The 13546-nt window shown below is 72.1% G+C and carries 11 protein-coding genes; 4 read left to right on the forward strand and 7 right to left on the reverse strand.

Annotation, left to right across the window (positions count from 1 at the left end; translation table 11 throughout):
* Positions 1 to 94: 94 nt before the first annotated feature.
* The 4 genes from OG734_RS17370 to OG734_RS17385 all read right to left on the reverse strand — a co-directional run bounded on the left by OG734_RS17370 (position 95) and on the right by OG734_RS17385 (position 3543).
* Positions 95 to 1234: an SIS domain-containing protein gene (locus OG734_RS17370; protein WP_330288408.1), complete on the reverse strand. Its 1140-nt coding sequence runs from the start codon at positions 1232 to 1234 to the stop codon at positions 95 to 97.
* Between the two features lie 29 nt (positions 1235 to 1263).
* Complete coding sequence (locus tag OG734_RS17375; protein WP_133928598.1) at positions 1264 to 1434, reverse strand: Trm112 family protein; 171 nt, start codon at positions 1432 to 1434, stop codon at positions 1264 to 1266.
* 219 nt (positions 1435 to 1653) lie between these two features.
* Positions 1654 to 3021 carry a phosphomannomutase/phosphoglucomutase gene (locus tag OG734_RS17380; RefSeq protein WP_330288409.1) on the reverse strand — a complete coding sequence of 456 codons (1368 nt, stop codon included), beginning with the start codon at positions 3019 to 3021 and terminating at the stop codon, positions 1654 to 1656.
* Positions 3022 to 3120: 99 nt separating this feature from the next.
* Positions 3121 to 3543: a DUF3499 domain-containing protein gene (locus tag OG734_RS17385; RefSeq protein WP_330288410.1), complete on the reverse strand. Its 423-nt coding sequence runs from the start codon at positions 3541 to 3543 to the stop codon at positions 3121 to 3123.
* A 314-nt stretch (positions 3544 to 3857) separates the two neighbouring features.
* Between OG734_RS17385 and OG734_RS17390 the strand changes: the two genes are divergently transcribed.
* Complete coding sequence (locus tag OG734_RS17390; protein ID WP_330293697.1) at positions 3858 to 4307, forward strand: metallopeptidase family protein; 450 nt, start codon at positions 3858 to 3860, stop codon at positions 4305 to 4307.
* 42 nt (positions 4308 to 4349) lie between these two features.
* On the opposite strand, the gene OG734_RS17395 is transcribed toward OG734_RS17390, so the two are convergent.
* The 3 genes from OG734_RS17395 to OG734_RS17405 all read right to left on the reverse strand — a co-directional run bounded on the left by OG734_RS17395 (position 4350) and on the right by OG734_RS17405 (position 9985).
* Positions 4350 to 5837: a DUF5719 family protein gene (locus OG734_RS17395; RefSeq protein ID WP_330288411.1), complete on the reverse strand. Its 1488-nt coding sequence runs from the start codon at positions 5835 to 5837 to the stop codon at positions 4350 to 4352.
* Positions 5834 to 9502, reverse strand: coding sequence for a glycosyltransferase (locus tag OG734_RS17400; protein ID WP_330288412.1), 3669 nt, complete (start codon positions 9500 to 9502; stop codon positions 5834 to 5836). Before OG734_RS17400 ends, OG734_RS17395 begins: the two co-directional genes overlap by 4 nt.
* Before the next feature lie 219 nt (positions 9503 to 9721).
* Positions 9722 to 9985: a WhiB family transcriptional regulator gene (locus OG734_RS17405; protein ID WP_330288413.1), complete on the reverse strand. Its 264-nt coding sequence runs from the start codon at positions 9983 to 9985 to the stop codon at positions 9722 to 9724.
* A gap of 670 nt (positions 9986 to 10655) precedes the next feature.
* Between OG734_RS17405 and OG734_RS17410 the strand changes: the two genes are divergently transcribed.
* From OG734_RS17410 to OG734_RS17420, 3 genes are read left to right on the forward strand one after another with little or no spacing between them, the layout of a single operon-like run.
* Positions 10656 to 11159, forward strand: coding sequence for a cysteine dioxygenase (locus OG734_RS17410; RefSeq protein ID WP_330288414.1), 504 nt, complete (start codon positions 10656 to 10658; stop codon positions 11157 to 11159).
* A 57-nt stretch (positions 11160 to 11216) separates the two neighbouring features.
* Positions 11217 to 12176, forward strand: coding sequence for a 2-phospho-L-lactate transferase (gene cofD, locus OG734_RS17415; protein WP_235478204.1), 960 nt, complete (start codon positions 11217 to 11219; stop codon positions 12174 to 12176).
* Positions 12173 to 13528: a coenzyme F420-0:L-glutamate ligase gene (locus OG734_RS17420; RefSeq protein ID WP_330288415.1), complete on the forward strand. Its 1356-nt coding sequence runs from the start codon at positions 12173 to 12175 to the stop codon at positions 13526 to 13528. Before cofD ends, OG734_RS17420 begins: the two co-directional genes overlap by 4 nt.
* The last annotated feature ends 18 nt before the right edge of the window (positions 13529 to 13546 follow it).

A 13546-nucleotide genomic window follows, 5' to 3' on the forward strand; every position in this document is an offset into this window, starting at 1 on the left:
TGCGTGCAGATTGAGAGGAAGTGGCAGGTGGAGATGCAGGTGGAGAAGGGGATGGGGTGGTTTCGAGGTTCTGTCCCAGCGGTTCTTCTGTCGTTCAGGTCCCGGCAGTCAGCGCCAGGTACACCGCTGCGAAGTCCGTGGTGGCGATCAGTTCCGCCAGGGTCTCCAGTTCGGCGCCGTCCTCCGGTTCGAGCTCGCTGATCGCCGTGTCATGACCGAGGGCGAGTTCGCGGGCGGCGGGGGCGGCGCTGAGGCCGCCGGTCGGGCGGTCGCGGAGCAGGACCACGCGCGCGTGCAGGGCGGGAGCCTCGTTCACCCGGTCGCGGAAGAAGTCGTCGGGGTCGGCGCCCGCGGCGAGTCGGCTCGCGAGCAGGGCGCCGTGCGCGGCGAGCGCCTCGGGGAGTTCGGCGGCGAGTGCGGGACGGCCGGCCAGTTCGGCGAGTGCGGCGGCGAACCGGCGGCCCGCGGGCCCGGCCGACGTGCCCTCCGTCCAGATCACCGGGAGCGTGTCCGCGAGTTCGGCGGCGAGGGTCTTGGCCGGATTGCTGTACGTCGCGATGGCCGGGCCGCATCGTTCGGCGATGTGGTCGAGGCGGTCGGCGACCTTCTCCAGCGCGTCCGGCGGGGCGATGAGCAGGCCGGTGCGGTCCAGGAGGGCGAGCAGCGGGGTGAGCAGTGCCCACAGGACGCCGGGGGCGGACGCGGCGAGCGGCTGGTCCGTCTCTTCCTGCTCGTACGGGGCGGTCGCCATCCGTACGAACAGGCCGTGGGCCGCGCCCTGCACCGTCTCGGCGAGCGGCGTGCCTGCGGGCGCGACGGCGGCGACGGTGCAGCCGCGGCGGTAGGCCTGCTCGGCGAGCAGGGACAGACCCGGTTCGGTGCCGTCGGGAGTGGCGATCAGGAGCAGGTCCACGGAGCCGGCCCAGCCCGGCAGGTCCCAGCGCAGGGCGCCTGCCGCGGGGGCGACGCCGGTGGGGGCCAGGCGTGTTACGGGAGTGGTCGCGCCGGCGAGGGTGCCGAGGAGGTCGGCGACGCAGGTCGCGGCGGCGCCGGGGCCCGCGATCAGGACGGCGCGGGGGCGGCCGTCCGGTTTCAGGTCGTTGATGCCTGCCTCGGCCGCGTGCCGGGCGGCGGTACGGACGCGGGCGCCTGCTTCGGCCGCACCGCGGAGGAGGCCGCGGCGGTCTGCGTCCGCCAACGCCTCGGGGGCGTCGAGCAGCGATTCGTCGAGCATGGGTGGCACCTCCGATCGCCGGGTCGGGACTACGCGGGGCGCCTGGCCTCGTCGACGAGCAGTACGGGGATTCCGTCCCGGACGGGGTACGCCAGGCCGCAGTCCTGGCCGGTGCAGATCAGCTCGGTCTCCTGCTCCTTGAGGGGAGCGTGGCAGGCCGGGCAGGCGAGGATCTCCAGGAGGCCGGCTTCTAGCGGCATGAGGTGTCCCTTCGGGGTGCGCTGATGTGGCCTGGTCAGGGTACCGCCGTGGGGGCGGGGTGGCGGGCTCGGAGCGGGTGGGGTGGGAGGGTTTTCGCCCCCGCCGCCCCTACCCGTCCCCTCCCGTTCCTGGGGGCTGCGCCCCCAGACCCCCCTAGGGCCCTGAACGGGCCTCGTCCTCAAACGCCGGACGGGCTGAAGGTGTCGCCCGTCGCGGGGTCAGGCTCGGATGATGGCCAGGACTTCGTCCCGTACCTTCGCCATCGTCTCCTCGTCCCGTGCCTCCGCGTTCAGGCGTAGCAGGGGCTCCGTGTTGGAGGGGCGGACGTTGAACCACCAGTCCGTCGCCGCGATCGTCAGGCCGTCCAGCTCGTCGAGTTCGATGCCGTCCAGGGCCTCGTAGGCCGTCCTGATCGCGGCCAGGCGGCCCGTCTGGTCGTCCACCGTGGAGTTGATCTCGCCGGAGCCCGCGTACCGGTCGTACTGGGCGACGAGGGCCGACAGAGGGCTGTTCTGGCCGCCGAGCGCGGCGAGGACGTGCAGGGCGGCCAGCATTCCCGTGTCCGCGTTCCAGAAGTCCTTGAAGTAGTAGTGCGCGGAGTGCTCGCCGCCGAAGATCGCGCCCGTGCGCGCCATCTCCGCCTTGATGAAGGAGTGGCCCACGCGCGTGCGTACCGGTGTGCCGCCCTGTTCGCGGACGACCTCCGGGACCGACCAGGACGTGATCAGGTTGTGGATGACCGTCCCGGAGCCGCCGTTGCGGGCCAGCTCGCGGGAGGCCACCAGGGCCGTGATCGCCGACGGCGAGACCGGGGCGCCCTGTGCGTCGACCACGAAACAGCGGTCCGCGTCGCCGTCGAAGGCGATGCCGAGGTCGGCGTTCTCTTCGCGGACGCGCTTCTGGAGGTCCACGAGGTTGGCCGGGTCGAGTGGGTTGGCCTCGTGGTTCGGGAACGTGCCGTCCAGCTCGAAGTACATGGGGACGACGGTGAGGGGCAGACCGGCGAAGACCGTCGGGACGGTGTGGCCGCCCATGCCATTGCCCGCGTCGACGACGACCTTCAGGGGGCGGATGGAGGTCAGGTCGACGAGCGAGCGGAGGTGTGCCGCGTAGTCCTCCAACGTGTCCCGCCGCGTGATCGTTCCCGTGGTCACGGACTCCCGCTCCGGTGCGCCTGAGTCCAGCCAGGATTCGACCAGTTCACGGATCTCGGTCAGGCCCGTGTCCTGACCGACCGGCGCGGCACCTGCCCGGCACATTTTGATGCCGTTGTACTGGGCCGGGTTGTGCGAGGCGGTGAACATGGCGCCGGGCAGGTCGAACGCGCCGGACGCGTAGTAGAGCTGGTCCGTGGAGCACAGCCCGATCTCGGTCACGTCGACGCCGCGTGCCGCCGCTCCGCGCGCGAAGGCCCGCGACAGGCCGGGCGACGAGGGCCGCATGTCGTGTCCGATCACGATCGCGTCCGCCCCGGTCACCTGGATGAAGGCGGCGCCGAACAGTTCCGCCAGCGGCTCGTCCCACTGGTCCGGGACCACTCCACGTACGTCGTACGCCTTCACGAGCTGCGACAGATCTGCAGACACGGCCGTCCCTCCTGAAAGTCCTATCGGTCACCCCAAACTACCCGTCGGCACTGACAGCCCCCGTGCACCATCGACGATGCCGAAGTGCCGCGTGCGGGCTCAGTTGTCCGGGGACCTCAGCACCCTCAGGTGCCCACGTCGTGCGACCTCGCGCGGGTCGGCCATGCGTGCCCCGCCGCCGGCTTCGGCCGCCCGCTCCGGTGGACGGGCCGCTTCGCGGACCGCGTTGGCAAGCGCTTCCAGATCGTCACCGCTGGGCCGCGCGGGAGCGGAGCTGTCCAGGAGCCGGACGACCTCCCAGCCGCGCGGCGCGGTGAGGCGCTCGGAGTGCTCGGCGCACAGGTCGTAGCAGTGGGGTTCGGCGTAGGTGGCGAGAGGGCCGAGGACCGCGGTCGAGTCGGCGTAGACGTACGTCAGCGTCGCGACGGCGGGACGGCCGCAAGCGGTGCGCGAACAGCGACGTACAGGGCTCACGACGTTGGACGGTACCGCACTCTTGAGCGGGCCGCGACGACTCCCCACCAGGCCACTCTCCCGTGTCGTGGTGTGAAACCGCCCACACGGGGCTTCTGGGACACCTCGTTGACCTGGGGCGACATCGCAGTACGAGATTCCGAACAGCCCCGCCTCGGTCGCCACTTGGCATAAATCATGTCAATTGCCATGATATCGACGGTCGTCGACGATCCAGGAGGCATACGAAATCGAGCCCAACCTTGGCCGGAATGGTCATCCTGCGACATGTCGTCGACAGGCCGTCCGGCCTCGGCTGATGCCGACGGACGCAGCGTGCCCGGCGCCCGTGCGGTGGTCGCGGGGACTACGCTTCGTCAGTGATGGACAACCCCGTACCGCCCCGCGCCGCAGGACCCGGGCCCCGCCGCCGTGATCGCCACGGCCGTGGCATGCGCGGCCCCGTGGCGCCGCCGCAGGTTCCGCTCTCCGCGAGCCGCGCCGAGGCGTTCGCGGATCTGGTGCAGGACTCGGTGGAGCGGCTGGAGCGGCGGTGGCCGCAGCTCGCGGACATCGACTTCCTCGTCCTCGAAGTACCGCGGCTCGAAGGCCCGCCCGAGGCCTGGGCCGACGAAACAGTCCCCCTGGGGGGCACGATTCCCGCCCATGAGGGTCACCCCGCGCGCGTGGTGGTCTATCGCCGCCCGGTCGAGATCCGCACCAAGGGCCGCGACGAACGCGCGGCCCTGGTCCACGAGGTCGTGGTCGAGCAGGTCGCCGAACTTCTGGGGCTCACCCCGGACACCGTGGATCCGCGGTACGGCGAGGAATGACGCCCCTGATCGCCTCCCGCGGCGATCGCCTCCGTACGTCGATCACTTCTGCAGGACCGACAGATCCTGCTCCGCGTCAGGCACCGCCACCGTCCCCCGGTCGTCCGGCAGGGTCTGGACCGTGAACGCCGAGATGCCGTTCACCGGTGCGACGAGGGTCCGGGACGCGTAGACGGCTCCCCCGGAGACCCGCTCGACCGTCAGCGCGTACGTGCCCTTCAGGCCTGCCGGGACGGGGAGTTCGACGTCCTGGGTGGTACCGCTCTTGATCGTGTACGTCTTCGTAGCCGCCGTGCCGCCCTGGCTGCCCGCGGACGCCGTGACCTTGACCTGGGCGGCGCCGTCCGGGGCGGTCAGGGAGAGGATGGTGCCCCTGGCGGTGTTGCCGACGACCGTCGCGCGCGCGGAGACCGGCCCCGTGGCCGGGATGAAAGCGGTCTCCTGCTTGGCGCCCTTGCCGCGTACGACCTCCAGGGCGGCGACGAACGGCACCGCACTGTCGGTCGGTGTGAGCACCAGGGAGCCGGCCTCGCCGCGTGTGAGGTCACCGAGGTCGACGGCGGCGGTCATGCCCGCCTTGATGTGCAGCGTCTCGTTTCCGGCCGGGGTGATCAGGCCGGTCGGAGAGGCCAGGCGCACCTTCAGGTCGGCGTCGCTGTCGCTGGGCGTGAACGCGATCAGGCGTACGGCGGTGGCGTCCCTGGGGATGCCCGGCAGGACCAGACTGCCCGCCGGTTCGGTGGACGCGGTCAGCCAGTCGCCGCCGGTCTTGGCGTCCAGGGCCTGGACGGCCGCGCCGACCCGGCCGCTGCGCACGTTCACATGCACGGTGAGGTCGGCCTGCGGTCCGTCCGTGAGCGTGGACAGCAGGATCGGCTCGCTGCCGTGCGGCGGGACCGTGATGCCCTCGCCCACCTCGGACTTGAGGCTGCCGTCCTTGCCGTACAGCTCGATGTCGACGACCGCGGCGGAGTCGTCCGGATTGGTCAGGTGGACGTAGTCCGTGCGGTCGGCGGCGGTACTGGCGCCCGGGAACCAGAACTCGGTGTCCGGGACGGTGCAGTTGACGCCCAGCAGGCCGCGCCCGATGCCTGCGGCGACCTCGGTGGTCTCCTGCATGGTCCAGCCCGGCGCGAACTTCCCCTCGGCGGTGCCGACGAGCGCGGGCGCGTCACCACCCGAGGTGTCCCCCGTGACCGGCTTGCCGGGTTCCTTGGGGGTGAGGACGGGCTTGGCCGCCTTGCCCTTGCCCTTGGCGCCGGCGGCCGACTTCGCGGTGACAGCGGTGAGTTCGGCCTTGCCGTCGCTCCCGGTGCCTTCCGTGACGGGCGTGAAGGACGTGTACGTCGTCTCCGCGAGGTCGGAGGCGCTGGGAGCCGGGCAGAGCAGGCTCGTGCGCTCCACGGGCAGCTGGGCGGCGGCCTTGGCCGTGCCCGCGTCGGACGCGTCCGGTGCGCTCAGCGAGGCGAACCCGGTGACGGCGGCGAGCGCGGCCGTGCCGGCGATCAGGGAGATGGTGGTGCGGTTCACTGCTGGCTCCCGTCGGGGTGCTCACCCTGCGGGTGGGGCTGGTGTGGCTGCGCCGGGTCGTACGCGGGGTCGTAATCCTGGGTGTACGTCTGGTCGTACGGCGTCGTCTGCGGCGAACCGCCGTACGCGTACGGGTCGTACTGGCCGCTCTGGTAGGGGTCCCCCTGGTACGCCGGGTCGTAGGTGCCCGGCGGGTACTGCTGGGCGTTCTGGTACTGGTCGGCGCTGTAGCCCTCGTACTGGGTGCCCGCGTAGGCCGCGTTGTTCCATTCGTCGCCGTAGGGCTGCTGGTGCGGGATCGCGGCCGGGGCCTCCTCCGCAGGAGGAGGGGGGTCCGACGGGAACTCGGCCTGGTCGTCGGGCTGTTCGGTCTGGTCGGCCTCCGCCTGGGCGCGCAGTCGGCGGGCGCGGCGGCCCTCGCCGGTGGCGGCCTGGGCGGGGATCTCGCGCTCTTCCTCGGGGAGGTCGTCGTCGACGTCCCGGCGGCGGCCCGGCAGGGCCATGACGACGAGGACGACGGCGAGCGCGCCCTGCGTCCACAGCCAGGCGGTGTGGCCGATCGGGGTGTCGAAGGTGACGTCCAGCTTCCCTCCGGAGGAGGGAAGTTCGAAGCCCTGGGCCCAGCCGTCAAGCGTGGTGGGGGTGAGGGGTTCGCCGTCCAGCGTGGCTGTCCAGGACTCGTCGACGGCGTCGGCGAGGCGCAGGACGCGGCTGCCGGAGCCGGCCGGGATCGTGGTGTGGATGTCGACGGGTCCGGCGGCGACGGGCTGCGGGTCGCCGGAGCCGGACGCCGGGACGATGGCTGCGCGCGAGACCTGCTGGTCGACACGCCACAGCGCGCCGCCGTCCCGCTGGCTGAGCCTGCTCAGTCCTGGCGTGGCGTCCAGGACGCGGCTGACCTGGCGGGGCGCTCCCCGGTGGACGAGGACGTAGCGCACGGCGAAGTCGCCGAGTTCGTCGGCCTGGTCGGCGCCCGAGCCCGCGACGAGGTTGGCGACGACCTTGTCGAGGAGCGCGTTCTCGCCGCTCTGGGCCGCGAGTTCGCCGTCGCCGAGGCGGGCGCCGGAGCCGCGGACGAGGGTGTAGCCGACACGGGCGGTGGAGTCGCTGGCCAGGACCAGGGTGCGGGCCTGGTCGCGTGTGCCGCTCTCCTCGGCGACGAAGGCGGGCACCTGGACGGGCTCGCGCCGTTCCAGGGGGCCGTCGGCACCGCTGATCATCCAGCCGGCGGCGAGAAGCAGCGGGCCTGCGGCGGCGGCGAAAGCGATCAGCGCGGCGACCGGCTGGCGCCAGCCGAAGCTCTGCTCGGCCACGCGCGAGCGTGCCCCGTCGGCACCGAGTGCGGCGGCGGCGAGCAGGGCGAGACCGTAGACGAGGGTGGCGGGTCCGGCCCACGCCGAACTGTTCGAGAGGACCGCGAAGACGAGCGCCACCAGGGCGACCGCCCAGGCGGTCCAGATGCCGAACTGGCGCTCCGTGCGCAGCAGGGCGGCCAGTGCGGCCAGCACGACGCCGATGAGCATCAGCCCGCTGACCGTGCCGGGGCCGCCCGGGCTGGCGCCGAGGAGGTCGAGGGCGCCGGCGGCGCCGGAGCCGTACTCCAGACCCGCTTCCTGGAAGAAGCCGAACGGGAGCAGGGACAGCGACCACGGGGCGAGGACCAGCAGCGGTACGCCGAACTGGGCCAGGAAGCGCACCCCGTAGGCGGCGATCTCGCCTCGCCGTACGACGAGGAGCGCGAGACCGAGCAGCAGGGCGATGGGCCACACGATCGGGGTGAAGGCCGTGGTGATCGTCAGCAGCAGTGTGTACGCCCAGGTGGCGCGCCAGCTGCCGCGCGCTCCCGACGCATGCGTGAGACCGCTTGCCGCGATGCCCGCGCGGGCCATCAGCGGCAGGAGGACGGCGAGTACGGCGGTGCCGATCCGGCCGCCTGCCAGGGCGCCGGTGGCGGCGGGCAGGAAGGCGTAGACGACGGCCGCCCACGCGCGCAGGAGCCGTGATTCGACGAGCGGGCGGGAGGCGAAGTACGCGGTGAAACCGGCCAGCGGCACCGCGGCGATCAGCAGGACGGTGACCGCGAGGCCCGTCGAGCCGAACAGGGTGGAGGCGAGCATCGCGACGAGCGCCAGATAGGGCGGCGCCGACGAGGTGTCTCCGACGCCCACCGGATGCCAGGCGTCCAGATAGCGCGCCCAGAGTTCGGCGGAGTCGGCGGGGGCCGGGAGCAGCGCGCCGCCCGCGAGGGCACCGCCGCCGAGCAGTTCGCGGCAGGCGACGAGTGACACGAGCAGAAGTACGAGGAAGAGCACCGGACCGGGTTTGCGGGCGATGCGCTTGAGGCGGACGAACTGCTCGACCTCCAGGAAGTCGGCGTCGTCACCGCCGGGTCCGGACTCGACCGCGCTGCCGTGCCGGCCCGCGCCGGAGGTGACCTCGGGGTCGGAGCGGCCGCCGAGGTCGCCGGCGACCTGTTCGATGGTGGCCCGCACGGTCGCGCCGGGCGGCGGGAACAGTGCTCTCAGTTCGCCCTTGTCGATCTGGGGCACACCTCGGCGGCGGCGCCCGGCGATGATCCGCTCAGGCCGCAGCAGGGTGCCCAGGAGGCCGCGGATCTCGTCGACGGCCTGTCCGGGGGCCTTGCCGACGAGATACGCCACCGTGCGCACCAGCGTGCCGAGGATCACGCGCAGCAGCACCCAGGGCAGCTGTGCCGTACGGCTGTTGACGAGGAGGGTGTAGACGGCGCCGGCCTTGTCGACCTTGTGCGGGGACGCGGAGGTGCGGCCCACGCAGTCGACGGTGCGGCGCTCGCGGGAGGACGCCTCGGCGTGCCGTACGACCGCTTCCGGGGCGACGAGGACCCGGTGGCCGGCGGCGGTGGCGCGCCAGCACAGGTCGACGTCGTCGCGCATCAGGGGCAGCCTGCGGTCGAAGCCGCCGAGTTCCTCGAAGATGTCGCGCCGTACGAGCATGCCGGCGGTGGACACGGACAGCACCGGGCGGACATGGTCGTGCTGACCCTGGTCCTGCTCCCGGCGGTCCAGGCCGGTCCAGCGGCGGCCGGAGTTGGCGATGGTCACGCCGACTTCGAGGAGCTGTCTGCGGTCGTACCAGCCGCGCAGCTTGGGGCCGACCACCGCGATGTCGTCGCCCCGGCCCAACTCGTGCTCGTGCTCCACAACCCGCAGCAGCTGGGCCAGGGCGTCCGGGTCGGGGGCACAGTCGTCGTGCAGCAGCCAGAGCCATTGGACCGGCTCCCCGTGGGGGAGCTCCGGCATGTCGTACGCGTCGTCGCGCCAGCTGCGGGAGACGGGGTCCCAGCCGCTGGGGCGCTTCAGGTACGTCAGCTCGTCCGGGGTGAGGACCGGCGCGGTGCGGTGGGCCTCCTCGACGGCCTGGCCGAAGCCGGTGCGGCGGGCGAGGTGCAGGACGCGGTCGGCGCCGAGGGCGTCGCTGAGCAGCTGGGCGGATTCGTCCGCGCTGCCGGTGTCGGCCGCCATGACGTTCTGCACCGGGCGCTCCTGGCCGAGCACCCCGGCAAGCGCGTCAGGCAGCCAGCGGGCGCCGTCGTGGGAGACGAGCACCGCGGTCACCACGTGACGCGGGAACTCGGGCGTTGCGGCAGTGCCGTAGTCGGCTGCCGTGTGGCTGTGCGCGGACATCGAGGTACGGGCCCCGGTTCGGTGGACTGTGGTGGACGCCTGTGCCCTCTGTGAGCGGCGGGGCGTCTCGGACGAGCAGCCACACTATCGGCAGAATCAAGAGGGGCGGCGCGAAGCGCCTCGATGAGGGGCGGTGGTCGGGCGGCGGGCGGGAACAGCGGCCCGCCGCCTGTGGATAACCCCACCCGCGACGGGCCGTTCGTTGTGCTGCCGTACGCCTCAGACGGCGGCCTTCTTCAGCCGGCGGCGTTCGCGCTCGGACAGGCCGCCCCAGATGCCGAAGCGTTCGTCTTTCGCGAGGGCGTACTCAAGGCACTCGGAGCGGACCTCGCACGCGAGGCAGACCTTCTTGGCCTCGCGGGTCGACCCGCCCTTCTCGGGAAAGAAGGACTCGGGGTCGGTCTGGGCGCACAGCGCGCGCTCCTGCCAGCCGAGTTCCTCGTCCGCGTCGTCGACCAGCAGTTGCTGCACCGTCTCGGTCATGTGCGCCCCTCGTCTGTCTTTCACGTCCCCGTGAGGTTGCCGTTAACCGATATCGGCCGAACGACACGAGTGAAATTACAAGTGTGCTGCTCCGGGCGAGTCAAGCCGAGATCTGCTATTGGGCCCCTTATTCACTCTGCGGAACCAAGGCCATGCGGAAAGTGTTCAAATCGGCATAAACCTTGACAGGGCAGAGGAGGCCCCGGGGGACGACTACCCCGCACAGAGCCTGCACGAGGGAGGACGCCCAGAAGTTCGATCTCGTTCCGAGGTCCGTGCGCCTGGTTGTGCGCCATGTGTCCTCGAAGACGCGCGAACAAACCTTTCACCTGAGAGGTGACCCGGATGAGGTGAAACTTGTCCCACATACCGGGTGTCGAGTTGACAGTGAAGGTGTGAACCGGTGTCCTTGTGGGCATGCTCGCGAACTCGGCACTCACCTCGACCCGCTCCGCGCGGTCCCTCGGTGCTGCCCGTGCTCGCTGTAGCTGTTGTTGCTGTTCCAGCTGTTGAGCCCAACGCGCTCCGGCTGCCCTTGAGTCCACCGCGACTCGGCTGCTGTTTCCCCCGAAGCCCACACCAGGGCGATGCCCTTCCCGCCCGTGACCCGGGCGAACGGTACGCGACACCCAGCCAACCCCCACACTCCTGCCGAGGACCTCCGCACTCCATGAACAGCGACAGCGACCTCCAGATCGCCGGCGACATCCTCGAAGTACCGCACCTCCTCCAGGCCCCGCGCGAGCACCCGGCCACCGTCGCCGACTTCGTCGGCCTGGCCCGCGCCGTCGCCGCGGACCGCTCCCAGTGGGAGCACCTCGTCCAGTACGACGCGACGTCGCGCTGGTACCACCGGCTGCGCACCGGCCCCGGCTACGAGGTGTGGCTGCTGTCCTGGGTCCCCGGGCAGGGCAGCGGGCTGCACGACCACGGCGGTTCGTCAGGCGTTCTGACGGTCCTGGACGGGCAGCTGACCGAGCGGACGGAGCGCGGCACGCGCGCGTTGCGGGCGGGGTCGCAACGGGTGTTCGCTCCGGGGTACGTCCACGAGGTGGTCAACGACAGCCTCGAACCGGCCGTGAGCCTGCACGTCTACTACCCGGGCCTGACGGAGATGCCGATGCACGCGGCACGCTGCGCACCCTCGGCAGCGGTGACGGCCGAGAGCCACTGACAGGGGTCCCGGCGACCGGCCGACGCGTTGTCGTACCCGCCTGCAAGACTTGGCCGCATGCGCATTGTGGTTCTGGCAGGCGGCATCGGCGGTGCCCGGTTCCTGCGCGGTCTTCAGCGGGCCGTGCCGGACGCGGACATCACCGTCATCGGCAACACCGGGGACGACATTCACCTCTTCGGGCTCAAGGTCTGCCCCGACCTCGACACGGTGATGTACACCCTCGGCGGCGGCATCAACGAGGAGCAGGGCTGGGGGCGGACCGACGAGACCTTCCATCTGAAGGAGGAGCTCGCGGCGTACGGCGTCGGACCGGAGTGGTTCGGCCTCGGCGACCGGGACTTCGCCACGCACATCGTGCGGACGCAGATGCTCGGCGCGGGCTATCCGCTGAGCGCCGTCACGGAGGCGCTGTGCGACCGGTGGAAACCCGGGGTGCGGCTCATCCCGATGTCCGACGACCGCGTGGAGACCCATGTCGCCGTGGAGGTCGACGGTGAGCGCAAGGCCGTCCACTTCCAGGAGTACTGGGTGCGGCTGCGGGCCTCCGTTCCGGCCGAGGCCATCGTGCCGGTCGGCGCGGAGCAGGCGAAGCCGGCACCGGGGGTCCTTGAGGCGATCGCCGACGCCGACGTGATCCTCTTTCCGCCGTCCAACCCGGTCGTGTCCGTCGGCACGATCCTGGCCGTGCCCGGGATCCGTGAGGCGATCGCGGAGGCCGGGGTGCCCGTGGTGGGCCTCTCCCCCATCGTCGGGGACGCGCCCGTGCGCGGGATGGCCGACAAGGTGCTCGCGGCGGTCGGCGTGGAGGCGACGGCAGCGGCGGTCGCCGAGCACTACGGCTCGGGGCTGCTGGACGGCTGGCTCGTCGACACGGTCGACGCGGGCGCGGTGGAGCGGGTGGAGACGGCCGGCATCCGCTGCCGTGCTGTGCCGCTGATGATGACGGACGTGGAGGCGTCGGCGCAGATGGCGCGCGAGGCGCTCGCGCTGGCGGAGGAGGTGCGGGGCGCTTGAGTGGCGAGCTTTCCAGCGAGGGTGCCACCGGTGTCGGTACCGGTGGCGGTAGCGGGTATCGGGTCTGGGCCGTGCGTGGGCTGCCCGAGGTTCAGGCAGGGGACGATCTCGCGAAGCTCATCGCCGCCGCCGAGCCCGGGCTGCTCGACGGGGACGTGTTGCTCGTCACCTCGAAGATCGTGTCCAAGGCCGAGGGGCGCGTCGTCGAGGCGGCGGACCGGGAGGCCGCCATCGACGCCGAGACCGTGCGGGTCGTCGCCCGGCGCGGGGCGCTGCGGATCGTGGAGAACCGGCAGGGGCTGGTGATGGCCGCGGCCGGCGTCGACGCCTCCAACACGCCTTCCGGGACAGTGCTGTTGCTGCCCGAGGATCCCGATGCGTCCGCGCGGGCGGTCCGGGACGGACTGAGGGACGCGCTGGGCGTCAACATCGGGGTCCTCGTGACCGACACCTTCGGGCGACCCTGGCGCGCGGGGCTCACGGACGTGGCGATCGGCGCCGCGGGCGTGCGCGTGCTCGACGATCTGCGCGGGGGCACGGACGCGTACGGCAATCCGCTCTCCGCGACGGTCGTGGCGACCGCCGATGAGCTGGCCGCCGCCGGGGATCTGGTCAAGGGCAAGGCTTCGGGGCTGCCCGTCGCCGTCGTGCGCGGGCTGCCGCATGTGGTGGTCGAGGGCGATGACGCCGAGGCGACGGGGGCGCGGGCCATGGTGCGCGACGCCCGCGACGACATGTTCCGGCTCGGCACGTCGGAGGCCGTACGGGAGGCGGTGACGCAGCGGCGTACGGTGCGGGCCTTCACGGACGAGCCCGTCGACCCCGGTGCGGTACGGCGGGCGGTCGCCGCCGCGGTGACCGCGCCGGCCCCTCATCACACGACGCCCTGGCGCTTCGTACTGCTGGAGTCGGAGCGGTCGCGGACCGAACTGCTCGACGCGATGCGGGACGCCTGGATCGCGGATCTGCGGCGGGACGGGAAGAGTGAGGCGTCCATCGAGAAGCGGGTGCGGCGGGGTGATGTGCTGCGGGGGGTGCCGTATCTCGTGGTGCCCTGTCTGGTGATGGATGGATCGCACACGTACGGGGACGCGCGGCGGGACGGGGCCGAGCGGGAGATGTTCGTGGTCGCGGCCGGGGCCGGGGTGCAGAACTTCCTCGTCGCGCTCGCCGGGGAGCGGCTCGGGTCGGCGTGGGTGTCGTCGACGATGTTCTGCCGGGATGTCGTTCGGGAGGTGCTGGGGCTGCCTGCGGGGTGGGATCCGATGGGGGCGGTCGCGGTCGGACATCCGGCGGAGGTGCCGCGGGCCCGGGTGGATCGGGATGCGGGGGCGTTTATCGAGGTGCGGTGAGGGGTGCGGGGTGAGGCG

The sequence above is a fragment of the Streptomyces sp. NBC_00576 genome (assembly GCF_036345175.1).
In the GTDB taxonomy this organism is placed as follows: Bacteria; Actinomycetota; Actinomycetes; order Streptomycetales; family Streptomycetaceae; genus Streptomyces.